General features: G+C 54.9%; 27 protein-coding genes. 16 read left to right on the top strand and 11 right to left on the bottom strand.

Annotation, left to right across the window (positions count from 1 at the left end; all coding sequences use genetic code 11):
- Window positions 1–195: 195 nt before the first annotated feature.
- Window positions 196–2,505: a sodium-translocating pyrophosphatase gene (locus LARV_RS12765; protein ID WP_075073998.1), complete on the top strand. Its 2,310-nt coding sequence runs from the start codon at window positions 196–198 to the stop codon at window positions 2,503–2,505.
- 63 nt (window positions 2,506–2,568) lie between these two features.
- On the opposite strand, the gene LARV_RS12760 is transcribed toward LARV_RS12765, so the two are convergent.
- Window positions 2,569–3,282: an RluA family pseudouridine synthase gene (locus tag LARV_RS12760; protein WP_075073997.1), complete on the bottom strand. Its 714-nt coding sequence runs from the start codon at window positions 3,280–3,282 to the stop codon at window positions 2,569–2,571.
- A gap of 97 nt (window positions 3,283–3,379) precedes the next feature.
- Between LARV_RS12760 and LARV_RS12755 the strand changes: the two genes are divergently transcribed.
- Together LARV_RS12755 and LARV_RS12750 are read left to right on the top strand one after the other, a co-directional pair.
- Window positions 3,380–3,694, top strand: coding sequence for an antibiotic biosynthesis monooxygenase (locus tag LARV_RS12755; protein ID WP_075073996.1), 315 nt, complete (start codon window positions 3,380–3,382; stop codon window positions 3,692–3,694).
- On the top strand, window positions 3,691–4,845 hold the full coding sequence (locus LARV_RS12750; RefSeq protein ID WP_075073995.1) for an iron-containing alcohol dehydrogenase: 1,155 nt from the start codon (window positions 3,691–3,693) through the stop codon (window positions 4,843–4,845). Before LARV_RS12755 ends, LARV_RS12750 begins: the two co-directional genes overlap by 4 nt.
- Before the next feature lie 71 nt (window positions 4,846–4,916).
- Here the strand turns inward: LARV_RS12750 and LARV_RS12745 are convergent, their stop codons facing one another.
- From LARV_RS12745 to LARV_RS12730, 4 genes are all read right to left on the bottom strand, one after another.
- The gene (locus LARV_RS12745; protein WP_236709973.1) at window positions 4,917–5,726 is read right to left on the bottom strand and encodes an IS3 family transposase; all 810 of its coding nucleotides are present in this window, start codon (window positions 5,724–5,726) and stop codon (window positions 4,917–4,919) included.
- Window positions 5,723–6,070, bottom strand: a complete 348-nt coding sequence (locus LARV_RS12740; protein ID WP_075073994.1) for a helix-turn-helix domain-containing protein — start codon at window positions 6,068–6,070, stop codon at window positions 5,723–5,725. The genes LARV_RS12745 and LARV_RS12740 overlap by 4 nt, the downstream gene beginning before the upstream one ends.
- Before the next feature lie 93 nt (window positions 6,071–6,163).
- Window positions 6,164–7,006 (bottom strand): DegV family protein, encoded by an 843-nt coding sequence (locus tag LARV_RS12735; protein WP_172797867.1) that lies wholly within the window; start codon window positions 7,004–7,006, stop codon window positions 6,164–6,166.
- 165 nt (window positions 7,007–7,171) lie between these two features.
- On the bottom strand, window positions 7,172–8,158 hold the full coding sequence (locus LARV_RS12730; RefSeq protein ID WP_236709972.1) for a P1 family peptidase: 987 nt from the start codon (window positions 8,156–8,158) through the stop codon (window positions 7,172–7,174).
- A 125-nt stretch (window positions 8,159–8,283) separates the two neighbouring features.
- Here LARV_RS12730 and LARV_RS12725 point away from each other — a divergent pair, with 125 nt between their 5' ends.
- Window positions 8,284–8,910, top strand: coding sequence for an SH3 domain-containing protein (locus LARV_RS12725; protein ID WP_075073991.1), 627 nt, complete (start codon window positions 8,284–8,286; stop codon window positions 8,908–8,910).
- A 30-nt stretch (window positions 8,911–8,940) separates the two neighbouring features.
- On the opposite strand, the gene LARV_RS12720 is transcribed toward LARV_RS12725, so the two are convergent.
- The 3 genes from LARV_RS12720 to LARV_RS12710 are packed head-to-tail and all read right to left on the bottom strand — an operon-like array spanning window position 8,941 to window position 10,753.
- Complete coding sequence (locus LARV_RS12720; RefSeq protein WP_075073990.1) at window positions 8,941–9,594, bottom strand: alpha/beta hydrolase; 654 nt, start codon at window positions 9,592–9,594, stop codon at window positions 8,941–8,943.
- Window positions 9,587–9,811 carry a hypothetical protein gene (locus LARV_RS12715; protein ID WP_075073989.1) on the bottom strand — a complete coding sequence of 75 codons (225 nt, stop codon included), beginning with the start codon at window positions 9,809–9,811 and terminating at the stop codon, window positions 9,587–9,589. The genes LARV_RS12720 and LARV_RS12715 overlap by 8 nt, the downstream gene beginning before the upstream one ends.
- A gap of 15 nt (window positions 9,812–9,826) precedes the next feature.
- Complete coding sequence (locus LARV_RS12710; RefSeq protein WP_075073988.1) at window positions 9,827–10,753, bottom strand: patatin-like phospholipase family protein; 927 nt, start codon at window positions 10,751–10,753, stop codon at window positions 9,827–9,829.
- Between the two features lie 94 nt (window positions 10,754–10,847).
- Here LARV_RS12710 and LARV_RS12705 point away from each other — a divergent pair, with 94 nt between their 5' ends.
- Window positions 10,848–12,218 (top strand): hypothetical protein, encoded by a 1,371-nt coding sequence (locus LARV_RS12705; RefSeq protein WP_075073987.1) that lies wholly within the window; start codon window positions 10,848–10,850, stop codon window positions 12,216–12,218.
- On the opposite strand, the gene LARV_RS12700 is transcribed toward LARV_RS12705, so the two are convergent.
- Entirely contained in the window at window positions 12,213–13,373 is a 1,161-nt protein-coding gene (locus tag LARV_RS12700) for an aminotransferase class V-fold PLP-dependent enzyme (protein ID WP_075073986.1), read from the bottom strand. The genes LARV_RS12705 and LARV_RS12700 overlap by 6 nt on opposite strands.
- Between LARV_RS12700 and LARV_RS12695 the strand changes: the two genes are divergently transcribed.
- From LARV_RS12695 to LARV_RS12645, 11 genes are all read left to right on the top strand, one after another.
- Window positions 13,372–14,673, top strand: a complete 1,302-nt coding sequence (locus LARV_RS12695; protein ID WP_075073985.1) for an MFS transporter — start codon at window positions 13,372–13,374, stop codon at window positions 14,671–14,673. The two genes, LARV_RS12700 and LARV_RS12695, sit on opposite strands and share 2 nt — an antisense overlap.
- A gap of 19 nt (window positions 14,674–14,692) precedes the next feature.
- On the top strand, window positions 14,693–15,148 hold the full coding sequence (gene smpB, locus LARV_RS12690; RefSeq protein ID WP_075073984.1) for an SsrA-binding protein SmpB: 456 nt from the start codon (window positions 14,693–14,695) through the stop codon (window positions 15,146–15,148).
- Between the two features lie 26 nt (window positions 15,149–15,174).
- Window positions 15,175–15,882: a diacylglycerol/polyprenol kinase family protein gene (locus LARV_RS12685; RefSeq protein ID WP_075073983.1), complete on the top strand. Its 708-nt coding sequence runs from the start codon at window positions 15,175–15,177 to the stop codon at window positions 15,880–15,882.
- Window positions 15,883–15,893: 11 nt separating this feature from the next.
- Complete coding sequence (hutH, locus tag LARV_RS12680; RefSeq protein ID WP_075073982.1) at window positions 15,894–17,420, top strand: histidine ammonia-lyase; 1,527 nt, start codon at window positions 15,894–15,896, stop codon at window positions 17,418–17,420.
- Between the two features lie 57 nt (window positions 17,421–17,477).
- On the top strand, window positions 17,478–18,578 hold the full coding sequence (locus LARV_RS12675; RefSeq protein ID WP_152031790.1) for a L,D-transpeptidase: 1,101 nt from the start codon (window positions 17,478–17,480) through the stop codon (window positions 18,576–18,578).
- A 28-nt stretch (window positions 18,579–18,606) separates the two neighbouring features.
- Window positions 18,607–19,323 (top strand): cytochrome c biogenesis CcdA family protein, encoded by a 717-nt coding sequence (locus tag LARV_RS12670; RefSeq protein ID WP_172797865.1) that lies wholly within the window; start codon window positions 18,607–18,609, stop codon window positions 19,321–19,323.
- Window positions 19,324–19,404: 81 nt separating this feature from the next.
- On the top strand, window positions 19,405–20,340 hold the full coding sequence (locus tag LARV_RS12665) for a DUF2085 domain-containing protein (protein ID WP_172797864.1): 936 nt from the start codon (window positions 19,405–19,407) through the stop codon (window positions 20,338–20,340).
- 5 nt (window positions 20,341–20,345) lie between these two features.
- Window positions 20,346–21,143, top strand: a complete 798-nt coding sequence (pgeF, locus tag LARV_RS12660) for a peptidoglycan editing factor PgeF (RefSeq protein ID WP_075073978.1) — start codon at window positions 20,346–20,348, stop codon at window positions 21,141–21,143.
- Between the two features lie 2 nt (window positions 21,144–21,145).
- Entirely contained in the window at window positions 21,146–21,877 is a 732-nt protein-coding gene (locus tag LARV_RS12655) for a YggS family pyridoxal phosphate-dependent enzyme (RefSeq protein WP_236709971.1), read from the top strand.
- Between the two features lie 46 nt (window positions 21,878–21,923).
- A complete protein-coding gene (locus LARV_RS12650) occupies window positions 21,924–22,184 on the top strand; it encodes a YggT family protein (protein WP_075073976.1) in 261 nt (86 codons plus the stop codon).
- A 4-nt stretch (window positions 22,185–22,188) separates the two neighbouring features.
- Window positions 22,189–22,503, top strand: coding sequence for a DUF167 domain-containing protein (locus LARV_RS12645; RefSeq protein WP_075073975.1), 315 nt, complete (start codon window positions 22,189–22,191; stop codon window positions 22,501–22,503).
- Window positions 22,504–22,548: 45 nt separating this feature from the next.
- Here the strand turns inward: LARV_RS12645 and LARV_RS12640 are convergent, their stop codons facing one another.
- Window positions 22,549–25,071, bottom strand: a complete 2,523-nt coding sequence (locus tag LARV_RS12640) for a HEAT repeat domain-containing protein (protein WP_075073974.1) — start codon at window positions 25,069–25,071, stop codon at window positions 22,549–22,551.
- Between the two features lie 3 nt (window positions 25,072–25,074).
- Window positions 25,075–25,776 carry a zinc ribbon domain-containing protein gene (locus LARV_RS12635; RefSeq protein ID WP_152031789.1) on the bottom strand — a complete coding sequence of 234 codons (702 nt, stop codon included), beginning with the start codon at window positions 25,774–25,776 and terminating at the stop codon, window positions 25,075–25,077.
- Between the last annotated feature and the right edge of the window lie 50 nt (window positions 25,777–25,826).

Raw genomic sequence — 25,826 nt, 5'->3', positions numbered from 1 at the left:
TAGCCGCATAACAATATACAACAGCCATAACCTGAAAGTCAACTGGTTTTCGATATTCTAATCAAATGTTAATGTATGAAAGACCGTTGACTTTTGCGGTTGAAAGGATAAAATGATTGGGATGCAATTTCCTATGGATCGGAAGTTGTCATATAAACATATTCCCTTTGTTCCATTAATTCTTATGGAGGTACCATGGATATTCTAGGCCTTTCGAGGCACGGCTTAACAACGCCGTTTGAACAATGGGCAATTGTAGGTGTATTGATAACGGCCCTTATCAGCCTGTTATACGCATGGTTATTGCGTGGAACAGTATTAAAGCATGATACCGGTACGAAACCAATGCAGGATGTTTGGAATGCAATTCGTGTGGGGGCGGATAGTTATCTTTCCCGCCAGTTGAAAACCATTTTGCCCGCCATTTTGTTATTGGTAGTGGCATTATTCCTATCCGTTTATGTTGCAGAGCCATCGTCTGAGGCGACGGTCGAATTTGGTGATAAAGCTCGCAACGTCATCGCTTTTGGCCGCGCCATCGCATTCGTCGTTGGCGCTTTTTTTAGTATGACCGTTGGACAGTTGGGCATGCGCATGGCAATTCAGGCCAGCGTACGTTCAGCCTCTGCATCACGACGTAGTTTCAACGAATCCCTTTCCATCGCCTATTATGCCGGTACGATTACCGGTATGCTTACCGATGGATTGGGGTTGTTGGGCGGCACGGTGATCTTTATTATCTTCGGCCGCGCAGCACCGGATGCATTGCTGGGCTTTGGTTTCGGCGGTACATTGATTGCGCTTTTCATGCGCGTGGGCGGCGGTATTTACACGAAGGCCGCTGATGTCGGCGCAGACCTGGTAGGCAAGGTCGAGAAAGATATCCCGGAAGACGATCCCCGGAATGCAGCCGTGGTCGCTGACCTGGTCGGCGATAACGTGGGCGACTGCGCCGGCATGGCCGCCGATATTTTCGAGAGTTATGAAGTCACCATCGTGTCCGCCTTGATCCTGGGCCTTTCCCTTTATTCCATGACGCAGGACATCAAATGGATCGTGTATCCGTTGATCATCCGCGCAATTGGTGTGATCAGCTCGATCATCGGAACGTTCACCGTACCGATCTGGGAGAAGTTCCCGATCAAGTTCCTGCGCTCTCATGACGCGGAAGAATCGATGTTCCGTTCGTATGAAGTCTCGAGCGTCAACACCGTTTTATGGGCTTTCCTGCTGTCCTTCCTGTACGCTCATGATTGGCGCATGGGTATGCTGACCACGATTGGCGTCGGCCTGGCGGTTGCGTTCAACCCGCTGACCTCTTACTTCACCTCGACCAAGCGTGAACCTGTAAAGGAAATCGTCCGCTCGACCAAGACAGGCGCAGCTACAACCATTCTCTCCGGTCTTTCGGTGGGTATGGAATCCTCCGTCTGGGCTCTGATCGTCATCGCCATATCCTTCGTGTTCGCTCTGCTGCTGTACTCCGCAGATGGCGCTGTCTATGTGCTGTATGCGGTGGCCATGGTTGGCATCGGTATGCTCAGCCACACCGGCAACAACGTTGCCATGGACTCTTACGGCCCGATTTCGGACAACGCGAATGGCATTGCCGAAATGGCCTGGCATGACCAGACGGATGAAGAGACTTTGAAGGCCCGCCAGATTATGGCAGACCTGGATGCCGTGGGCAACACCACCAAGGCTATTACCAAGGGTGTTGCGATTGCCTCGGCTGTCATCGCCGCCGTCAGCCTGTTCGCCTCGTATACCACGGATGTGGGTCGCGTTCAGGAAGGCCTGGGCGTTTCCGAACAATTACGGCTGGCCTTTACGGGCATTCGCATCAACGACACGCGCGTCTTCATTGGCCTGTTGTTGGGTGGCGCGCTGCCCTGGCTGTTTAGTTCATTATCCATCCGGGCTGTAACTCGTGCGGCCGGGCAAATTGTGGAAGAAGTCCGCAAGCAATTCCGTATCCCGGGCATTATGGAAGGCACTGTCAAGCCGGATTATGCCCGTGTTGTCAGCATCTCCACCCGGTCTGCGCAGAAGGAACTCATCCCGCTGGCGATCATCGCGATTAGCATGCCGTTGCTGGTCGGATTGGTCTTGCAGGTCGAAGCGTTGGGTGGCTTCCTGGCGGGCGTCATTCTCAGCGGCCAACTGCTGGCAGTCTTCATGGCAAATGCCGGCGGCGCCTGGGATAATGCCAAGAAATCCATCGAAGATGAGCCACGTGATTTGTCCGCCAATACCGGCAAGGGCTCCGAACGCCATAAGGCCGGTGTCGTCGGAGATACCGTTGGCGATCCGTTGAAGGATACCGCGGGGCCGGCGCTCAACCCGATGATCAAGGTGGTGAACCTGGTGAGCTTGCTGGCCGCTCCGGTCATTGTCAAGGCCACTCACCTGGGCGTGGGCGGTTGGATTGTCGTCCTCGTGCTGGTGGCTGGATTGGTCTGGTCCATTCTCCGAAGCAAGAAAGCTGCTCCTGAGCTCGAGTAGAGCAATCCGTTGAATCTGAAGTAAAAAAAAAGAGGAGCCGGGTCAATCCAGCTCCTCTTTCGTTTACCCGGTTTTGACCTCCAACAGGACCGCAGAAAAATCGGCTGGATACGGCGCCGTGAGTGTCATCTCTACCTGACTGACGGGATGGGTAAATTGAATGGTAAAGGCATGCAGTCCAAGCCGGTCGGCGAAAACGGGGCGCCGGACAGGAGCGACTTGCAGTTCATCAAGCATCGACGCATGAGGTTTGGCCTGATAGAGTGGATCGCCAAGGATTGGCAAGCCACAGGCCGCCAGGTGGGCGCGGATTTGATGCGTATAGCCAGTGTGAGGTCTGACGCTGAGCAGGGAATACCCACCCGGATAACGTTCAAGGACCGTTACGGTCGTGGAGGCCGGTTTTCCGTCTTCGAGATCGATAATGGTCCGGTGACTCCGGTCGCCGTTTTTTAGTAAAGCGAGGTCGATCCTCCACGTGTCCAGATCGGGGGTTCCGGATACGATGGCGCGATATTCCTTCTTTACATTCCGGGAAGCAAATTGATCGTTCAGGGCATGGTGGGCGGCAAGGTCGCGCGCGAGCAAGAGCACGCCGCTCGTCTCGCGGTCCAATCGATGCACGGTCCACAGGCGGCCAAATCGCGGCTCGAGCAAATTTCGGACGTGCTCGGCCTGAGATTGCCCGCCATCCGGAATCGAGAGTACGCCGGACGGCTTATTGATCGCCAGAATATGTTCGTCCTGAAAAAGAATTTCAATGGTTGGCGCGGTCATGGTAATCAAATTGTACCCGCAGAAAACCCCGAACCGCCGGAAAAATCGCGGAAATTGGACTAGAATCTACACCGAACCCTGATATCGGAGGAGAGGTATGCACATCGTTCTTGTTGATATCCATGTAAAACCCGAATTTTTGGATGAATTCAAAAAAGCCACACTCGACAACGCCAGGAACAGTATTCAAGAAGCCGGTGTCATGCGATTCGATGCCCTTCAGCAAAAAGAAGATGCCTGCCGCTTCGTTCTGGTCGAAGTGTACCGTCAAAGAGAAGACCAGGCGGCTCATCGCGAAACCGCCCATTACATTCGCTGGCGGGATGCCGTTGCTCCAATGATGGCCGAGCCTCGCGTTGGCAGGATTTTTGAAAATGTGTATCCGGATGACGACAGTTGGGGCAAGGCATGAATTTCGATTTTGCCACCGCAAATCGCATTCTGTTTGGAAACGGCAAAGTCCATGAGGTTGCTCGGATCGTTGCTTCGTACGGCCGCCAGACCTTATTGATCCATGGGAGACACGCCGCGGGTGTGGAAACGTTGCGCAGCGATCTGGAGTCGGCCGGTGTAAACGTGGTTGATTACATCTCCAGCGGTGAACCGGATGTCCCATCGATCGAAAGGGGCGTGCAGTCTGCGAGAGAGAAACAGATCGAGGTCGTGATTGCCATCGGTGGCGGCAGCGTTCTCGATACTGGCAAAGCCGTTGCGGCGCTGGTCGCGAACGACCGTCCTATCCTGGATTATCTTGAGGTCGTCGGGCAAGGCCTTCCGTTGATAAAGCCGGTCCTACCCGTGATTGCCATTCCCACGACGGCCGGCACCGGCAGCGAGGTCTCGCGCAACGCGGTCATCAGTGTGCCGGAGAAGCGCGTCAAAGTCAGCCTGCGCAGCCCGGCGATGCTGCCGAAGGTGGCCGTGGTCGATCCGCAATTGACTCTCTCCCTGCCTCCGGTGATAACGGCCAATTCGGGCCTGGATGCGCTTACTCAGGTTCTCGAACCGTACGTTTCCCGGAAAGCCAATCCGATGACCGACCTTTTTTGTAAAGAAGGTCTGCAACTGGCAGCCCGATCTTTACGCGCCGCCTATGAACATGGCGATGATCTGACGGCGCGCGAGGGAATGTCCTGGGCCAGCCTGTTGGGCGGCCTGGCGTTGGCCAATGCCGGCCTGGGGGCGGTGCACGGCTTCGCCGGCCCCCTGGGTGGATTATACGACGCTCCCCACGGCGCGCTTTGCGCAGCGCTATTGGCGCCGGTGATGCGGGTCAACTCAGAGACGTTCCTGCGCACCCAACCCGATCATCCGGCCGTGGCGCGGTATGCGGATATCGCGTGTTTCCTGACCGGAAACCCGGCCGCGCGCATCGAAGATGGAATTCAATGGTTGGAAGACCTGACGCAGGCATTGAATATTGCTCGACTGCGCGCCTTCGGAATTTCACCGCGTGATTTTCAGCTTATCATCGAGAAGGCGTCGGTATCGAGCAGTATGAAGGGCAATCCGATCGAATTGTCTTCCAGTGAGCTTCTGCGGATCTTGGAAATGGCATTTTAGGAGAAAAGAAAATCGGGTGGATTTTGAACTGCACCCCATAGGGTAGACAGAAAAAGAAAGCGGTCTCAAGGCTAAGTGGACAGACACCTGAGTTGATAGGGTGTCTGTCTTGTTTTCAATTGTATCCGTTCATAGTTGAAAAAGTAGATGTATTCGTCAACAATCTGCTTAGCCTCCTCGAAAGTAGGAGTAGAAATATTGCGTAGAGCTTCTTCTTTGAGATGGCCGAAGAAGTTTTCCATTGGCGCATTGTCCCAACAATTCCCTCTGCGCGACATGGAAGGAGTAATGCTATACTGTTGGGTAAGGACATGATATGCGTGTGAGGTATATTGATGCCCTTGGTCACTGTGGAGGATCAGTCCATCAGTGACCTTTTCTTTCTCCTGAGCCAACTTGAGGGTCCTGGTTACCAATGCCACCGAGTTTGAGAGGCTCATGGCATGAGCAACGATAAAGCCACCGTATAAATCCTTGATGGTGGATAGATAAGCCCAGCCCTGCTGTGTGGCAATGTAGGTGATATCCGTTACCCATTTCTGGTTTGGCCGAGTGGCCGCAAAGTCACGGTTGAGAATATTCTCGTAGCGATGATAGATCTCCAACTGGCTCATTTTGGTGAACATCTTGTGGCGACGTGCCACTGAGCGAATGCCCAGACAGTTCATCAAACGCAAAATGGCCTTGTGGTTGATAATGACTGAACGATATTGGCTCAACCACAGCCCAATCCGCCGGTATCCGTAAGTGCTTTTTGATGCAGCATAGGCTTCCAGGATCAGTTGTTTCCGTTCAGCATCCAAATCTGGCTGACCCTTGCGCTTAAGCCAGGCATAGTAAGCTGCTCGCGAAATCCCGAAGAAACTACACATCGCGTTCACAGGGTAGATTCCTCGATAGTGTTCGATGACCCGATATTGCGCCTCGCGAGCATAGCTGTGCGCAACTCGGTATGAAATTTTTTTAGCAGCGCATTCTCCATCTCCAGGTGGGCGATATAGGCTGGTTGGGTTAACGGCGTTTTCCGCGGCCGACCAATCGGCTTATCGAAACCAGCTTCGCCTTCCCGCCGAAAGCGCCGAACCCACTGCTCAACCAGCTCTCCGCGTGGCAGTCCCAATTCCTGAGCGGTTTCAGCGTTTGTTTTGCCTTGTTCTAAACACATCTGCACTGCCAGCAACTTTACTTCCTTGCGATAGTGAACCATCCCTTTTTCCCCAGACATAGTAAAAGCACCTCCTGCTTCTATTCTCGCATGAGGTGCTTTCTTTTCCTGTCTTGTTTTCTGGGTTCAGTTCATTTCCACCCGATTTTTTTATCAATTTTCAGAGAAGAAGCTGATCCCGAATACATTCGGTCCTGCATGGACCAGAATGGCCGAAGGAAGCAGATAGAGGGGAATATCCCTGAAACCCAGGCCCTGTTTGAGGTCATTGGCGAATGTTTCCGCCTCATCTTTATTATCACCGTACATGACGGTGATGTAGGATTCGGACGTGGTTGGGCATTCGGTCCGAATGATTTCTTTGAGCCGGGCCATGGCGCGCTGTTTGGTGCGCTGTTTTTCCTGGGGTTCGATGTGGCCATCCGAGAGTGTCAGGATGGGTTTGACCTGAAGAACACTTCCGAAGAGCATTGCGGCGCCGCCAATCCGGCCGCCTTTATAAAGGTAATCCAGGGTATCGACCATGAAATATGTGTGCTGGTGAGCGCACATATTCTGGATCTTTGCGACGATTTCATCCGTGGAGAGACCCACAGCGGCCCATTTTACGGCCTGCATGACGATCGATCCCAGGCCCGTGGCAATGGTGCGGGTGTCGATGACGCGGATGTCGGAGTTCGGAAAATCCTGCGCGGCCACCGTGGCACTGCGAACGGTTCCGCTGACGTCGGCGGACGGGCAGATGACAATGGCGCTGTCGCCTGCATCCGTGATTTTCTGGTAGATCGGAGTGTACAAAGCCGGCGGGGGCGCGGCTGTCTTGGGAAGCGTCGGCGACGCCTTGAGCTTGGCCAGGAATGTAGCCGTGTCGATTTCGGTGTCGTCACGGTAGCTTTCATCCCCAAAGACAATGATCTGGGGAAGAAATTCGATGCCGAGTTGATAAGCCATCTCGGTGGGAATACTTGATGTGGTATCGGCAATGATTCGAACCATAAGGATTCCTTTCAGGTCGGTTTTTGATATGACGGATGAAAAAGAAAAAACAAAAAACTCAACCAATAGCATTATACCAATGGGTTGGTTTCAGGCCATCTACCTTAAGGCATGAAAACGACTCAACGTTTATGATGATGAGATCCTACGACCGGCGACTGGAAATCAAGATTTCAAATCACGAGCGGCAGGCAGCCCATTTGCGGAGGTAGCCTGGAGAGCTGCCCGTACGATCGCGGCAGCCATGCATTCGGCGGCATACGCTCCGATGGTATTGACATCCGCTCGTTTACGGCCCGTTGCCAAGGCAAATACAGTGTCGCCATCATACATGGTATGTGCCGGCCGAATGGATCGCGCCAGGCCGTTGTGGGCCATTTGAGCGACCTTGTTGGTCTCTTCTTTGTCAAGCCTGGCGTTGGTGGCTACGACGCCGATGACCGTATTGTGCGCAGACGAGATCCGGAGTGCAGTCTTGCCCAGCAAGGATTTCATGATCACCAGCGTGTTCGCGAGCTGCGGTCGCGCGTTCGGGGCGACCGAAATCGCCCGGGCCCCTGCCAGTATCTTTCCGGTTTCCGGATCGACGATATCCCCCAGCGCATTGACGGCAACGATGGTACCCACGACCAAACCTCCCCCCAGATCAATAGAGGCGGTCCCTAATCCCGACTTCATTGCCTGCGACATACCCAGGATTTTCCCAACCGTGGCGCCCGTACCTGCGCCGACGTTCCCCTCGGCGGGGGCCGCTTGGCTGGCGTTCTGGCAGGCAATATAACCCATTTCAGCATCCGGACGGACGTCTGGCAGACCGATCCCAAGATCATATAAAACCGCGGCTGGAACGATTGGAACGCGCGCGAAACCCGAATCGAACCCAACCCCTTTTTCTTCCAGAAAGCGCATCACGCCGGTCGCCGCATCCAGGCCAAACGCCGATCCGCCGGCAAGCAAAACCGCATGGGCCTTATCGACCAGGTGCATAGGCCGTAACGCATCCGTTTCGCGCGTTCCCGGCGCGCCGCCGCGTTGGTCCACCCCGCTGATGGCGCCGTCTTCTGCCAGAATGACCGTGCAACCGGTCATGGCTTTCAGGTTGGTGGCATGCCCTACCAAAATTCCCGGCACATCCGTTATTGCGTTTTGCACAGTCTGCCTCCTGTTGGGTGTCTCGCTGGGACTCATTATACCTTGTTCAGAATGCGCCGGCTCTGGCGTCGATAAATCATAGGTTATAATCGGGATGTTTGGGATTTATGGTTCTGGAGAGGTTTATGAAAAAGAAATATACGCGCATCGCTGCGCTCTTCTTGTTGGTCTTTGGGGTGTTTTTGATGTTCATCCCGCAAAATGTCTACGCATTGCCCGATTTTCAAGTTCCGACCGGGTCGATTCCGACCGTGACCGGCACGCCGAAGGGGCCGACTGCGACGGTCAAATCCGATATGGGTGAGCCTTTCTTGAATGTGCGTTCCGGTCCGGGGGCGCTGTATGAGAAAATTGGCGTTTTGCTGCCCGGACAATCCGTCCCTGCGGTGGGAGTCTCTCCGAAAGGCGAATATTACCTGATCGAATATCCGGGCGTTCCGGGTGGAACAGGTTGGGTAAGCTCCCAATACATCGAAATCACCGGCGGTCAACCTCCGGTTGTCCAACCCCCAGCGACCGTGACACCTGCCGTGACGGCTACCTTCGACCCGACCCTGGCTGCCCAGTTTATCGTCACCATCGAGCCAACGCGGATGCCTACGTTTACGCAGCCCGCGCCGTTGGAGGTCCCAACCTACGCCGAGACTTCACCCAATCAAATCGCCTCCGGAGTGCCCATGGGATTGGTGATTGCGATCATTCTGGTCGCAGGAATATTGGTCGGAGCATTTTCGATGCTCCAAAGCCGATAATGACAAAAACCGGGGTTACCCCGGTTTTTTTTATGCAAAAAAGATCCTTAACTTCTTGTAACCCGTCGGACCCACCTTGTGCCCGACTTCATCCTGGCAAAATTCGACTTCAGCGCCTGCTGCGCTAAGGATCGCGGCGGCTTCCTGAGCGCGGCGGAAAGGAACCGCTTTGTCGACAGTTCCATGGGCAATCAAAACGGCCTTACCGGATAACCGGTCCGGCACAAGGAGTTCTTTGGCTCCTTCGGGCAGAAAGCCGGCCAGGCTTGCGACCCGTCCAATTCGGTCAGGGTATTGGAGCAGGTAGCATAAAGACACGGCAGCTCCCTGGCTGAAACCCATCAAGTCGAACTTTTCGGATGTAATCTTCAAAATGTCCAACCAGTGTTGCACTTGCACGTCGAGTTCGTGGGTCACTTCGGAATAGTCCCGAAAGCTGGCCCAGACGCTCGAACCGGCAGGCAGCCAGCCAAAGCCGTTGGGCTGCGCCTGAACCGGACCGCGGGGAGAGATCAACCAATAATCCGCTGCAACCTGTTTTCCAAAAATCGACATGACAGTTTCATTCCCTGTCCAGCCGTGCAGCAAAAAGATCACGCGTTGGCTGTGCATTTCAATCGGGGCCTGGACGCGAACGGTCCAGCCGTTTTCGATCAGCGTATATGCGTCAGGTCTTTTAACCACGTTTTGAAATCCATTCGAACAGCCACAAAACACCGATCACCAGACCAATGGGCAGGATCCCTGCCAGAAAGCATAACAGGCCCAATAAAGCGGCGCTCGGACCGTAGATGATGTAGATTAAGGTCGAACCGACGATCAAAACCAACCCCAATCCGCCGGCGATCAGGCGGGTTCGGGTCTGGGATGCAAATTTCCGCATATCCCGAACGGGTTTCATGATTCCTGTGCGATTCTAATCGCCGGTTTCGAACCGGCCGATCTTGACGCCGGGCTGTTGAACCTTTCGGAAGCGGCGCGTAACCTGATTGGTCCAGCCCAATGATTTCTGGATATCCTTCAGCGCAGCCGTGGCTGAGGCTTCGCCTTCGGCAATCAATACTTTTGGATCGACTGTATCCAGGATCCCAAACCGGCTGACGTTTGGGCGAATAATGACATCCGGGCGGTCGATTTCAAGACGGAGTTCTGCCAACATATGCGATGTGATATCCATGGAACGCACATAGGTCGTGAAGGCTTTCGCGACCCGCGTCTTGGTGATCTGGCTGATGATTGGCTGGGCAAATGGATTGTTTACCGGTACAGAAAGCTCCGGCGAATGCGCCCAACCCTCCGGCGCGGGGGAAAGGCAAACCGCAATGACCGGCAGGGACGGCGCCAGCCAGCGCGCCAGCGCAACCGGAACGGGGTCCAGGATGCCGCCGTCCACCAGGATGGTCCCATTCACCTCACGAGGGGAGAAGACGCCCGGAACGGCGATCGTGGCCAGCACGGCATCGGCGACCCGGCCCTGGTCGAGAATGTATTCCTTCATCGTAATGGTGTCGACGGCCGTGCAGGCAAATGGGATCTTCAGGTCGCTGAAAGTCGCATCGCCGAGTTGTTCGGACAGAGTCTGAACGATCCCGCCCAGCCCAAGGATGGACGGGCCATCCTCTTTGGTTCGCACGAAAAGTCTGGATTGATCCAGGTTGAGAACGATATTCTCGATTTCATCACTGGTCTTGCCATAGGCATAAATCGAACCCATCAAGCCGCCGGCGCTCGTCCCCGCCACGGCCTTGATATTGAAACCGGCCTGTTCCAGAACACGGAGCACGCCGATATGCGCAATGCCTTTGATGCCACCCCCGCCCAATGCCAAAGCAATATCTGTCATATCCCCACCTCAAAATAATGAATCCATGATTTTATGATGCCAACAATTATAATCGGAATTGATACATGATCTGGAAAATCGCAAGGAGGTCTGCATGGAGAGTCGTGAAAGCTCGTCGCCGATCGTGACCCGATCGGTGGCGGCGGCATTGAATGGCGAATTCGCCGGGGGGTATGATTTCAAAGGATACGAATGCCTCGGGTTACGGCTTCTGGGGGTGCTGCCGAGTCCGGTGGCGGCGTGGGCGGTTCCCAGGACGCAACGCGGCAGCGGTTTGGACCCAAGAGTCGTCGCCGGCCTCAGGGCGAATGATCTTGTCCGGAATCGGCTCATGGATTATCAGAAGGTCAAAGGACCGCTGCCTGGCGTTGTGGTCGGTGTAGCGCAAGGCGGCGCGACGGCGCATCTGGCGCGCCTGTTGGATGCGGCTTTTTTGCCACAGGCTTTTGTTTTGACCCTTCAGGGAGGCTCTCCGCATGGCGAAGCGCAGCCTTACTTCCGGTTATCCAGTGATCTCGCGCGCCAGGTTACCGATCAGAACCCGGAATTCATTTCCATCCAACATTTCGATCCCGTCCATGACGGCTGGTTGACGAAGCGCGTCAATCACCTGCGCTTGAAATTGATCCAGCTACCGGAGGCCTACCGGGAATTCATCCGGGCGAGGGTCGTGTCCGGCGGGGAGGTGGTCTATCTGGACGGCGGAGCAAGCTGGCTGCGCCAGAAGACCGGCGCGCGGAATTATTATCAGGCGGGCGGTTGGGGCGCCATTCCGGCCGAAGAATTCTATTTCGGCAGCGATCGTTTGCAGGCCTACGCTGACCGGGAAAATCTGACGGATTCGTCCTGGCGTTTGCCGGATTTCGAGATCGAACGCGGCCCCGAATCCGAATGGGGATGCGAGGCCGGTTTGCGCGAATCGCTGCAGGAATTCTGCGCCCGGGAAGGTTATCATTTCGTTCCCATCCGATTCGACGACCCGAATCAATTTTCTCTGCTGGCTTTCAAGGCTTACCGGCAATTTTTGGAAGATCAGGGAATTAGTCCAGCCGGCGCGGTGGTGGAAATGTTTTCGCAGTTCGATGCCAGCATCGTTCATCAGGCCAATCTGCTGCCGATCTGGTTGATCTTCAACACGGGCGACAGCCTGGCTTTTTTGAAAAAGATGCTGGCACGGGTGCCTGACGATTTGTCGATCTATTTTTCGGCATTGTCCACGTTTTCGATGACGCCCGATCTGGTCGGATGGGATGAATGGATGGCAGCGTTGGCAGGCCGGCGCTGGATCAATGCCGGCGCGCGCGGTTCTCATTATCCGGCGGATACCGCGGCACTGTTGGATTGGAAAAAGCCATTGCTGCGATTGTGCGGGCAGACGACGATCCATTCGAAAGGCCGGCTGAGCGGCGATCAACTCGCCGGACTGGCGCAGGAGATTTGGGAGTCTTTCGACCGGGTGCTATAGGGCATCCGCGAGCGCGGCCAGAAGCGCGTCGCGATCGTTTTCGTCGTTGTAGGCCTGATAGGAGTACCGAATCAACTTGCGGCCTTCCCAGGCCGTCAGGGGGACTTCGATATGATATGCATCGTACAGGCGCGCCTTGAGGGCCACGATGTCGGTCGAATCGGGCAGCGGCGAGGTCGCCATTTGCGCGAACCAGTGATCGTCCGCGCCGTTCAAGGCGGGCAGGCCGGTGAGTTGGGTGATCCGGCGTTGCGTATCGAAGGCCAACCGGTGGCAGCGCGCGCGTACTTCGTCCCAGGAATGGCTTTCCTGAAAATCAATGGCGGCGGGGGAGGCCAGGAATGGGGATAGATCGCGGGTCCCATTCCATTCGAGGATATCCACAAACCGGGAGGGACCCGGGTTTTCGCTTTCCCAACCCCAGGAGACGATGAGGGGTTCGACCAGGTGCTGAACACGGGGAGCTGCGTACAAGAAGGCCGATCCCTTGGGTGCGCATAGCCACTTATGCAGATTGCCGGAATAGAAATCCGCGCCCAGGGCGTCCAAATCCAGCGGAATCTGACCCGGCGCATGCGCCCCGTCGATGACCGTCAGGATGCCCGCAGCCCGGGCGCGTTCGCAGATGGCCTGGACCGGAAAAATCAAGGCGGTGGGGGAGGTGATATGGCTGAGGAAGATCACCCGGGTGTGCGAATTGACATGCTCGAAGAACGCGCTTACAAAATCATCATCTCGAGTAACTGGTAACAGAATGGGGATGTTGATATACTTGAAACCGTGTTTGCCTGCCAAAAAACGCCAGGTCCGGTCCAGCGCGCCATATTCATGATCGCTGGCCAGTACTTCATCATCCGGGCCCAGCGACAGGCTATGGGCGATGATATTGAGGCCGTGGGTCGCGTTGGTTACAAAGACGAGATTATCGGCAGCCGTATGCAGGTACGCTCCCAACCTGGCGCGGGCACTCTGCATCAGTTCACCGGCTTTGCGACCCAGAAATTCCACGGGTTGGCGCTCCAATTCGATCTGCCATTTTTGATAGGCCTCGAAAACCGGGCGGGGTGTGGCGCCAAATGAACCGTGGTTTAAAAAGACAATGTTTGGGTCGAGCAGAAAAAAATCTTTGTAGGAATCTGGCAGTTGTGTATTCATGAGCACCGATTATACGTTTGTTAGGCGATTTTTTAGCGGGTTGGTCGGAAACATCCGGCATAATTTGCAGCCGGCGCAGCCGATGCCTGAGGATCTGCGTCAGAATTTCTTTCACTTGATGATGGATATCGGCGGGTACGGCGTGCTGAATGCAACCGCCCTGACCTTCCTGAACATCTATGCCACGCGGATTCATGCCGGGACCGAACAGATCGGCATTCTGAACGCAATCCCCGCATTGATGACCATGCTTCTATCGCTTCCGGCCGGGCCGTATCTCGAAAAGCGGTCCCTGACGAAGACATCCATCGTCCTGGGCATCCTTCACCGGTCTTATTATATGCTGCTCGTTCTCCTGCCATTCATCCTGAATGAAAAGCTTCAGGTGAACTTGCTGATTGCCCTGACGTTTATCATGTACATTCCGTATTCCGCTTTTGCGCTGGCTTTCAACTCGCTTTTTAGCGCAGCGGTTCCACCCGAATGGCGCGGATATTTTGCGGGCGCGCGGAATGCGCTGTTTGCCGTTGTTACCATATTGATGGCCCTATTGAGTGGTTACTTGCTGGAAGTGTTGCCCTTCCCGATTGGATACCAGGTGGTATTCGGGTTGGGGTTCATCGGCGCGATGGTGAGCACCTATCACATTGCCAGGATTCGCGTGCCGGAGAACGTGCGAGCCAACTCAATTGAAGCGAACCGAGGCCGGGAAAGATTGTCATTGATCGATCAGGTTCGCAAGAGCCTGCGGATCGATATTTTGCACGGTCCCTTCCTCCGCGTGCTGATATTGCTCACGATCTTTCACTTTTGCCATTATCTGCCTTCTTCAATTTTCCCGGTGTTCATGGTCAACAACCTGCACCTGACCGACCAGACCATCAGCGTCGGTACGTCTCTCTTTTATGTCACCATGTTCATCGGTTCGCTGCAGCATTCGCGCATCGTGAATCGTTTCGGCAATCGCTGGGTCGTTGGAATTGGAATGGTCCTGATGGCGACTTACCCGGCCACACTGAGCCTGGCAACCGGCCCGGCGCTGTATCTGGTGGCCAACATTCTGGGCGGCTTCGCCTGGTCTTTGTGTGGAACGGCTCTTTTCAATTATCTCCTCGAGAGTGTACCTGTGGAAAGCCGTCCTTCTTATCTGGCCTGGTTCAGCGTGCTGGCGAATTTTGGGGTGCTGGCAGGCTCCCTATTGGGTCCGGTGGTCAGCAATTCGGTCGGGATCGTAACCGCGCTGGTTCTGGCTGCCGTTTTACGGGCTGCGTCGGGGGCAGTTATACTCCGTTGGGGATAAGCGTGATAAAATTTCGCACATGAGCCAGAACAAGATAATCGCAACCAATCGCAAAGCTCACTTCGAGTATTTCCTGTTGGAACATTTCGAAGCTGGCATTTCCCTGCAGGGATCCGAAATCAAATCCATCCGGGCAGGGAAAGTGAGCCTGGTTGAGGCGTATGTCGAAGTTGACGGTCACGAAGCCTGGCTGGTAAATTCGCACATCGCACAGTACGATCCTGCCAGCCGGTACAATCACGACCCCAAGCGGACGCGAAGACTCTTGCTGCACAAAAAACAAATCCGAGAACTTTGGGATGCGGTAAGGCAAAAAGGCGTCACCATCGTTCCCGTTCAAATGTACTTTAAAGAAGGCCTGGTAAAAATCGATATTGCCATCGCCAAAGGCAAGAAATTGTACGATAAACGGGATGAGATCGCAAAACGCGATCAACAACGCGAAATCAATCGCGAGCAACGAAGTCGCGATTAGCCTTTACGAACAACGAGGTTCTCATCATGCTCAACAGTCCCTGGGTAGCCCTGTGTATTACGTTTGCACTTGCGCTGGCGTGGTTACGTGTCAATGATTATGCCGCACAGCGCGGCTGGATGAGTGCAGCCCTCAGCCGCAAGATCATTCATATCGGAACCGGACCCATTTTCGTGTTGTGCTGGTTGCTTTTTCCCGATCGGCCTGAATCCAGGTTTCTCGCGGCGTTGATCCCATTGGCGATTACGTTTCAATTCTTCCTGGTTGGGGTGGGCGCCTGGAAGGATGAAGGCGCCGTCGCTGCCATGTCGCGAAGCGGGAACCGATCTGAGATCTTGCGCGGGCCGTTATTCTACGGCATCGTTTTTGTCGCCCTGACCCTGATCTATTGGAAGACATCGCCCATCGGCATTGTCGCCCTGATGTTGTTATGCGGCGGCGATGGACTGGCGGATATCCTGGGACGCCGGTTTCAAAGCGGCCCTTTACCCTGGTCTGCAGGCAAAACCTGGATCGGCACCCTGGCGATGCTCCTGGGGGGGTGGGTCTTTTCCGTCGTCATTTTGGGGGCGTTCATGCTGGCCGGGGTTTTTAGCGGGTCGATCCCGCATTATCTGTTGGCCGTAACAGGGATATCCATTGTTGGCGCTCTGGTAGAATCCATTCCGTTTAGAGATATCGACAACTTAACGGTTCCGGCGTTCGCGGTGTTGCTCGGCCATCTCATGTTTTGAGGAAGGATGCAATGATCGAAATCGACGGTCACCATTTGAGTCTGGAAGATGTCGTTCTTGTGGCGCGAAACGGCGAAAAGGTCGCCATTTCCGCAGCAGGCCGGCAGAATATCGAACGTGCCCGGCAGTGGATGGAAACCATCCTGAAAACCGACCGGCCGGTATACGGCATCAACACAGGGTTTGGCATCTTTGCTGACCGGCGCATTCCTTCGCGCGACAGCGCACGATTAAGTCGTAACTTGATCGTGAGCCATGCCGTGGGGACCGGCGATCCGCTGCCCGAAGAAGTCGTACGGGCTGCCATGCTGGTCCGAGCGAACACATTGACCAAGGGACATTCCGGCGTACGCATCGAGGTGGTCGATACCCTGTTGGAGATGCTTAATAAAGGCGTGACCCCGATCGTGCCTTCGCAGGGATCATTGGGTTCATCCGGCGACCTGGGGCCGTTATCTCACATGGCTTTGGTTTTTACGACCGACTCGGATGACCGCGAGGAAGATTCCGGCTGGGCAATGGTGCAGGGTGAACGGATGACCGGTAAAGCGGCCATGCGTAAGGCCGGTATCCAGCGCATCATTCTGGGCCCCAAGGAAGGTCTGGCCGTAAACAACGGGGCCACTTTCTCGGCAGCGATTGGCGCCCTGGCGGTATGGGACGCGGAATATATCTGCGATGTGGCCGAGGCCGCCCTTTCATTGAGTGTGGAAGCCATGCAGGGTTGTCCTTCTGCGTTCGATGCCCGTTTGCACGCGGTTCGCGGCCAGCATGGGCAAATCGAGGTGGCCGAAAAAGTTCGCGAGTTAACCGCCGGGAGCTCTCTGGTCGGCAGCACAAACCGCGTCCAGGATGCCTATTCATTACGCTGCGCTCCGCAGGTGCAGGGCGCATCGCGGGACGCCATTCGTTTCGTACGCGGCGTGATCGAAGCCGAAATCAATGCGGCTACCGACAATCCGCTACTGTTCGAACCGGATGTCGCCCTGTCGGGTGGTAACTTCCACGGCGAACCGGTGGGAATGGTTATGGATTTCCTCGCGATTGCCCTTTCTGAAATTGCCGCCATCTCCGAGAGGCGCGTTTTCCGCATGACCGATGCCAAATTGAACGGCGGATTGCCGCCGATGTTGGTCGATACGCCGGAAGCAGCCGGCTTGAACTCAGGCCTGATGATGCCGCAATATACCGCCGCCTCTCTGGTGCTTGAAAATCAAACCCTGGCGCATCCCGATTCGGTGCATTCACTGCCAACCTCGGGCGAGCAGGAAGATCACAATGCCAACGCCATGACGGCGGCGCGCCATGCCCGTCAGGTTCTTGAAAACACGAATCACGTGCTGGCCATCGAACTCTTCACGGCCACTCGCGCAGTCGACCTGCGCCTGCGGGCAAATCCCGGGACGCATATCGGGCAGGGAACTCAGACCGTGTACAACCGCGTTCGAAATGCGGTACCTTACCAACCCGGGGATGCCTGGTGGGGGCCGGAGATCGAGAAAGTCAAACGTCTGGTGTTGGATCACACGTTGGTCTAATCTTCTTATCATTTGGCTGAGGTTGACATTCTGAAGGATCACGGTTATCTTATTTCCATGATGAATTCGACGAAACGCATCTCGCGACGAGATTTTTTAAAGTTAGGGTTGGCCGGATTGGGCGCTTCTGCACTGACACCCTGGCACAGTGTTTTCGCACAGGATGAGGAATGGCCTGAGAATATGCAGCTTGCCCGCACCATCGCCAAGCTCGATTTCAAGTCCCGCCCTTCCCCGGACAGTGAAACGCTGGATACGGTCTATGATGACGCCATCGTGGTCTGGGAGAAGGAAGTGATCGGCGATCCCTTTCCGATGTACCCGACCAACCGGCGCTGGATCCAGACGCCCAAGGGTTATCTTCCATCCATGATGGTTCAACCGGTGCGGTACGCGCCCAATGCTCCAATGACCGAATTACCCGAAAACGACGGAGAACGGGGTATCTGGGCTGAAGTGACCGTTCCGTACGTCGATTTCGTGCTGGAAAATGAAAAGCCCATTTCAGAGCTGTTGAAGGGAAACGTCCGTTACCGTTTCTACTACAGCCAGGTCTACTGGATCGATGACATTCGCACGAGCAGCGATGGAAATGTGTATTACCGGGCCATCGAAAAGCACGGCAGTCCCGGGGATATCTTTTGGACGCCGGCTTCGGCGTTCCGGCCGATTCCACAGGAAGAACTTCAACCCATCCGTCCGGATGTGGCCGATAAGAAAGTCGTCATCGATCTCAGCCGCCAGACGCTGGCCTGTTACGAGGGTAATACCGAAGTTCGTTTCTGCCGGATATCCTCCGGCGCCAAATATGACGCTTACGGGAATCCGGTCGAAAAATGGTCCACCCCACTGGGGGATAATCACGTCATCAACCGCAAGTATGTTGCCTTGCACATGGCGGGCGGATCGAGCGCTTCCGGGTATGAACTGCTGTCGGTGGATTGGACCTGCATCTTTGCCAGCGGCGGCGTTGCCATTCACTCGACCTACTGGCATAACAACTACGGCGAGCCGATGTCGCACGGCTGCGTCAACGCCTCTCCGGAGGATGCAAAGTTTGTTTATTTATGGTCGAATCCGGCGGTGCCTTACACCGAGGGTAAGATTGAGGTCTCAGGTTACGATCTGGGTACAAAGGTACAGGTGATCGAAGCGTAGTATTGGTCCGTATTGGAGGATATTCCGGGTGGAAGTAACCATTGGATTAGCGTTTCTGGCTGGCCTGGCTTCGTTTCTATCCCCTTGCGTTTTTTCACTGGTGCCGGCCTATATTGGTTATTTGAGCGGTAGGTCGGTTGCCATTTCAGGAGAGAACCTGCCCGGCTCGAAGGTGCAGACGTTCACCCATGGCATTGCTTTCGTCCTGGGATTTTCGCTCATCTTTGTGCTTCTGGGCGTGACCGCTTCGGTATTGGGGCGGTTCCTATATGATATTCGCTTCTGGCTGGCAAAGATCGGTGGGGTGGTCATCATCCTGTTTGGTCTGCACATGACGGGAATCCTGCGCATACCATTTTTAGAGTACGATTTGCGCCCTCAGACGCGAATCGACGTTCGGCGCAGTTATTTTTCTTCTGCGCTGATGGGAATTTTCTTTTCCGCCGGTTGGTCGCCGTGCGTAGGGCCCGTCCTGGGCGCCATCCTTACCCTGGCGCTCAATGGCGGCTCGGTATCCGACGGCGTCAAACTGCTTTCGGCTTATTCGGCCGGGTTGGCGATTCCGTTTTTGCTGGCTGCGTTGGGAATCGGCTGGGTCACCACAGTCTTGAAACGGTATCGCAAAGCCATGCATTATGTCGAGATCGTTATGGGTGTCATCCTGATCCTGGTAGGCGTTATGTTGATCCTTGGCACCTTCGAACAACTGGCGCGCTTTGGACTGTGGGTTGACTTTGGACTTTAACCGTACCATTCGTGAGGTAAAATGATCAGCGTGTCGCTATATTCCATTGCGGGAGAAACCGACCTTACTGAAGTCCGCGCAATGCTGCAGAATCTTCAGGAAACCCATCCTCACGAAGTCATCGAAATCGATCTCGAACAAAATCCACTCATGAGAGACCGGATCGGCAAGCCGTTGCCCGTTTTGGAGTGCGGTCCATACCATTTACGCTGGCCGTTCACTGAACAGGATCTACGGGTACTGTTGAGTGCTGCCACCCAGCGGCGTGAGTATTATGAGAAAACCGGCGACAAAGGCTTTCGCGAGCGCGTCGATCGCGGCAGGCGCATATCCGGCATGGATCGATTTGTTCTCTGGCTCAGCCGGCACTTCATGCTCGTCTTCAATCTGATCGTTTTTCTTTACGTTGGGTTACCCTTCCTGGCGCCGGTGTTCGAAAAAGCCGGGGATGTCGGGCCGGCGAAGGTGATCTATGCAATCTATTCACCTTTGTGCCACCAACTGGCCTTTCGATCCTTTTTCCTGTTCGGCGAGCAGCCTTTTTACCCTCTCGAAAGGGCACATGTCGCCGGTTTTGCGACCTACGAGCAGGTCATCGGAGCGGATAAGGCCAATATCATCGACGGCCGTAATTTTATCGGTAATGACCTGGTGGGGTATAAGGTCGCCCTTTGCGAACGGGACGTGGCGATTTATTCCGGTTTCCTGATCTTCGGGTTGATTTATGCTTTATCGAACCGAAAGTGGAAACCTTTGCATTGGGCGATTTGGATCATCATTGGAATTTTGCCGATCGGTTGGGATGGCATTTCTCAGCTGCCCGGGTTGGCGTTTACTCCTCCCGCCTGGATGATCATTCGCGAAAGCACACCGTTGCTAAGGTCCATCACCGGATTGTTATTTGGTATTACCACCGCCTGGTTCTTATACCCTTACGTGGCAGAGAGCATGGCGGAAACCCGCGAATTGATCTTGAGAAAATTGCAGTACGTGCAGCAATTGACCGTAAAAGGATAAATTGGATGCCAATCGTTGAAAAGAACGGTTTGCGTTTTTTTTCTTTTGAAAGTTTTCCCGAAGATGAAGTCGTGCAGGGTATCTATTCGCGTCAGGGCGGCGTCAGCCCCAGACCCTGGGCTTCCTTGAACCTTGGAGGGTTGAACGGCGACAGCCGTGAGAACGTGATTGAAAACCGGCGCAGAATTTTCGAGAGCGTGGACCGGCCCGTCGAATCACTTTTCGATGTCTGGCAGGTTCACTCTGTAGATGTGATCTGTACGGACCAGCCCCGACCGCTGGATACGCCGCATCGCAAGGCTGATGCCATCGCAACCGACCACGCGGAGATCACCTTGTTCATGCGGTTCGCAGATTGCGTGCCGGTATTTTTCTACGAACCTGAAAAGAAGGTGGTCGCCATGGCTCACGCGGGCTGGCAGGGCACCGTCAAGAACATCGTCGCTCAAACCGTGCGCGCCATGCAGGCCCGCTACGCGTGCAAAGTCGAAAACATCTACGCCGGCATCGGTCCATCCATTGGCCCGGACCATTATGAAGTTGGCGTGGATGTGGCGGATCGCATTAAAGCAGTCCTGGAAGAGCGGACCGGGGAAGTCCTGCGATCCCAGCACGGCAGATTCAAGCTCGATTTGTGGAAAACGAACCAGATTCTGCTCGAAAAAGCCGGCGTTCGGCATATCGAAATCGCGGGGATCTGCACAGCCTGCCATATCGAAGATTGGTATTCGCACCGGGCGGAACAGGGTAACACGGGGCGCTTTGGCGCCATTCTGGCATTGAAGGCGGACGGAAACCGATGAGCTTGACTGAAGAACAAATTCGAGGCAACCTGCAGCGCATCGAGGAGCGGATTCGTAAAGCGGCCGTATCCGCCAATCGAACTCCAGAATCGATCAAACTGCTGGTGGTCAGCAAACGCCAGCCTGTCGAAGTCGTCGAGAATGCGGCGCGGGCAGGCGTGAAGTTATTTGGCGAAAATTACGCCGAGGAGATCGAACCCAAACGCCAGGCGCTTTCAGTTTTCTCTGGCATCCAGTGGCACATGATCGGGCATATTCAATCCCGGAAGGTGAAAATCGTTGCTGAAATGGCGGATTACGTTCATTCGATCGACAGCCTGGAACTGGCTCTCAAGTTGAACCGGGCCCTGGAAGAGAGAGGCCGCGATCTGCCCGTTTTGCTGGAGATGAACGTCAGCTCGGAAGAAAGCAAGAGCGGTTGGGCAGCCTGGGATGGAAGCCATTGGGAAGCGCTATCATTGGAAATCGAAGAGGTTTTGGCCTGCTCGCGGTTGGATGTGCACGGATTGATGACCATGCCGCCCCTGGCGGAGAATCCTGAGACGGTACGCCCTTATTTCGCCCGCCTGGCTCGTCTGCGGGATTACCTGGCTGCGCGTTTCCCGGCAACAGATTGGCGGGAGTTATCCATGGGCACCAGCGCGGATTTCGAGACCGGAATTCAGGAAGGCGCATCTTTCATTCGCATCGGTCAGGCGATCCTGGGTCCCAGGCCGGCGTGGATTTCGGGTTAACCATTCCATAAAGCAAGACTATAATAGAGCACAAAGGAAAGCTTTTATGGGACTCGTCATACAGATCGTTCATTTCATCATCTGGGCCTTATCCATCCTCGTGGTAGCCGAAGTGATTTTATCCTACTTCATGTCGCCATATCACCCGGTGCGGGCATTTATCGGAAGGATCATTGGACCGATGCTCAACCCCATCCGGCGGGTTGTACCTCCCATCATGAATTTGGACTTCAGTCCATTGATTTTGCTCTTGCTTCTCCAAGCTGCTGAATGGGTCATCGTTAGCATTCTGAACTTCATCGGATAGGACTATGACAGAATCCAGACATTTCCACCTGCATAACGGGCAAACGGGGGCTGCCATTGCCGTGCGTGTGACCACGCGCGCGAGCAAGAATGAAATCCAAGAGATACTGGACGACGGGACGATCAAAATTCGGATCACGTCAGCGCCTGTGGATGGCCAGGCAAACGAGACATTGCTTGAATACCTGGCCAAATTGCTGGACGTGAAGGTCAGCCAGTTGGATATCGTCGCCGGGCAAACCGGCCGGGATAAGTTGATCTCCGTGATCGGCCTGGATGCCGACACGGTTCAGGAACGAATCGTCAAACAAGTCAAGTAAATCAAAACCGCGGTGTGAGAAAGACACCGCGGTTCTTTTTTTTCCCTAATTCGAAGAACCCGTCGAAAGACACCACAGACTCTGCAATGCTTTCTCGGACACCTCTTCTTCCTTGAGAGAAAGTAGATTCCGAATTTCGTTGCGAACGTCCTCGCTGCCAAACAGCTCCAAATATTCGAGTGCCATGGCGCGATCTTCCGGGGTCCCCGAATTAAGCGCCAGAAACAGAAGCTTCAACGGCGGCTCGTCCGGTGAAACGCCCTCGCCGTGTTTCCCGGCGAAGGTGATCAACCAGGGCGATTCCCAGAAGGGCAATTTTGGCACGGGAATATGCGGGTCTGGCTGTTGGTGCTGTTCGATCGTCTGGGCGGCGGCGTTGCGTACCACCCACTGGCCATCTTCGACAGCCACCTTGGAAAGAAGATCGTGCGCCCAGGAGTTGCGGAGCATGGCCAGGCCAAAAACGGCGGCGCGCCGGATGAGCAGATCCTCCATGGTGACGGCTTCCTTGAGGATCTCCCTGCCAGTCGACCCGGGTTGAACTGCCAGCGCTTCTGCGACCGCGCGGCGGATGGTCTCAACTCCCTGGGACAGGGCCAGAGACACCGAGTTCGCCGCTCCATCACCTGGAATGGCAGTCAATGCCAGCGCTGCGCTCGAATGGACGTGAAAATCCGCATCGCCGAGCAGGTTCGAAAGTTCCCCGACACTCTTTGGATCCCTGAGCAGACCGCTGCCCAGGGCGGCCAGACGGCGTAGATTGGCGGATGGGGCGTTCAGCCATTGCCGGAAGAGCAGAGCGACGCTTGGATCGTTTGATATCGCGCAGGCGGTCATCATCCGCGCCCGGGTCCCGAACGGCAATTGTTCCCTGGAAATCTCACCGATCAAATGTCGCATGATCTGGATGCGCAGCTCGGAATTCGGCGGCGTACTGACCAGAATGCGGCCTGCGCGGGATAGATTGGTTCGAAGAGGATCATTATCCTGGTTCAGGAAATTTAGAATCGCAGGTCTACTCTTGCCGTCGCAGGCGCAGAACTGGGCGATGGAAAGGCTGTATGACCATTGCGGGTTTATGGAAGTGATTTCGGCGGTGTTGAAGGAAGCGGCGAGGTAGGCAGCCATCAGTTGAAAAGTGAAGGCTACCTGGTTTTCTCCGTATTCGGCGATCAAGCCTTGCTCGATGGCTTTCAGCAGTAATTTTTCGCCGGGGGTTTGAACCACGACCTTGGTTCCTTTGCGAAGTTGATCCGAAACGTTTTTCTTGCCCTTCTCTTCGGAAAGATCAGCTTCAAGTTCTGCATGCGCGGCCGAAATTTCGTCTCTCGCTTCACCCGAATGCTTGCCCGAAAATCGGGTTAGAAGATCTTCGGCTTGGTCGAAGGAGAGACTGGCTTTGCCGGATGAATACATTTCAGATGCCAGTGCCCCAAAAAGCGGTTCCAGTGATTTGTCCGGCGAGACGCGCTTCAGGTGGGCCGCGATGGCGCGTTGAGGTTGGTTGCCCGACAAATCGCCGGCATAGGCTCCCCAGACCAATTCGGTCCACTCGAAAGGCGTGTAGAAGGAACCTTCAGTGGTGATCCAATTCTCCATGGCCAAAGGATCGGGCTGTGGCACATCCAATTCCTTGGTGATTTGCGGGTGGATCAATTCTTTCCAGATTTGCCCCCAGCGGGTCACGAATTGGCGAACCTGTAATTGCGTCCACGAGGCGACAGCGATGGGGGTGAATCCCAGCCCGAGCAGGCCATCCAGGTAAACATCACTGCAAGCAGCAATGATTTGCAGATTGGGAAATTGGGATTTGAGATTCTGGATGTATTTCGTATAGGCAGGTAAATCGGTCGGCGGAAGTTCGTCCAGACCATCCAGCAGCAGAAGCGCGCGACCTTCCTGTAATGAGACCCGGACGGCGGTGGTGGCTTGTTTTTGTAAAGTAACGGCAGTCTTCGCGGTTACGGCATTCACCAGGGCGAGCGCCGCGTCTTCATTCCCCAACAGAATCGGACTCAAATCCAAAACATGCAGGAAAATTGGGAAGCTTTCCAATAAACGCGAATCCTCGATTTTCTTTTGCACGATCGAGATTGCCAGATCTGCCAGGGTGGTCGTCTTGCCCACTCCGGGCCGTCCGATCAGTGCAAGATCCGCGTGCTGGGCCGCGATTTCACTCAATGGCCGGGTAAGATAACCGTATTCGGATCCAAGTTCAGGCCAATCCGGTAGATAAGGAAGCACCTGTTCGAGCATGGATTCGTCGTTCAGATTTCCGTTCGAATCCGGAGCCGCCGGTGGGGCAATTACGAGCGGCGGAATGAGGATTTCTTCGAGGGGAAACAGGGCCGCGGCCAGGTGCTGCTTTTGGGCGCGCCGGTAAGAGCCCTGCTTCAGGTACGTTTCGACATCCAGTAAATTCTTCTTGCGCAGCGAACTGCTTTGCTTGCGCAACGCATCCCGAATTTGCGACCAATTGGCGCGCAGGCGCCAGACCAGCAGCCAAAGAATGGTCGCCGCTACAAAACCGGCCAGGAAGGAAACGAAATCGAATTTGAAATGCGCCATGGATTAACCAGCATAAAGGATTCTGCCGCATGTCGAACAATTCACCAGGTGGGAAGAAGATCGGGCCGCCTGGATTTCAGCAGCGGTCAGGGTGGTGCCACAGGCTGAGCAGCAGCTATCTTCGACAGAAACGACTGCCAGCCCGCGTTTCGAATTTCTTAATTGGGTATAAGTTTCCAGAAGCGCCGGATTGATCTGGCTGACAAGCGCCTTGCGTTCGATGCTCAAGCGGTCGAGCAGGGTTTGCAGGGTGCTTTTTTCGCCCATGAGACTGGCGAACTGTCCGGCCTGCTCGGCTTTGACATGGTTGAACTGGGCTTCGGCTTCACGATGATTCTGTTCGGCTTCTTCCAGAGCAACCATCACTTCCAGTTGGGCATCCTCCAACTGAGAGATGGTTCGCTTGAGCGTCGTGACCTCGGTTTGCAGGTCTTGCAATTCTTTGGGATTCTTAACGGTTCCGCCATACAATGCGGCTTCGGATTGTTCGGTCTTGATACGTTTGTTATGAACGGATATTTCGATTTCTCGAAGCTTCGACCGGATACTATCCAGGGTCTCGGCGGCGGAATCGAGAGATCCTTGGGCCTGAACGAGTGCTTCATTTTGGGATAACAACCGGTCGATCTCGGCAATGCGATTGGTCGCATTGGAAACCCGGGTATCCAATTTCTGAAGTTGAAATAGATGGAAGCTTAGGCTCATAGAGCGATTATAGAAGGCGAAACCCGGCTTGGCAAGCTTAACAGGTCGAC

Source organism: Longilinea arvoryzae, assembly GCF_001050235.1.
Taxonomy (GTDB): Bacteria; Chloroflexota; Anaerolineae; order Anaerolineales; family Anaerolineaceae; genus Longilinea; species Longilinea arvoryzae.
The sequence above is the reverse complement of the archived record's forward strand: the minus strand, read 5'-3'. Positions and strand labels throughout refer to the sequence as shown.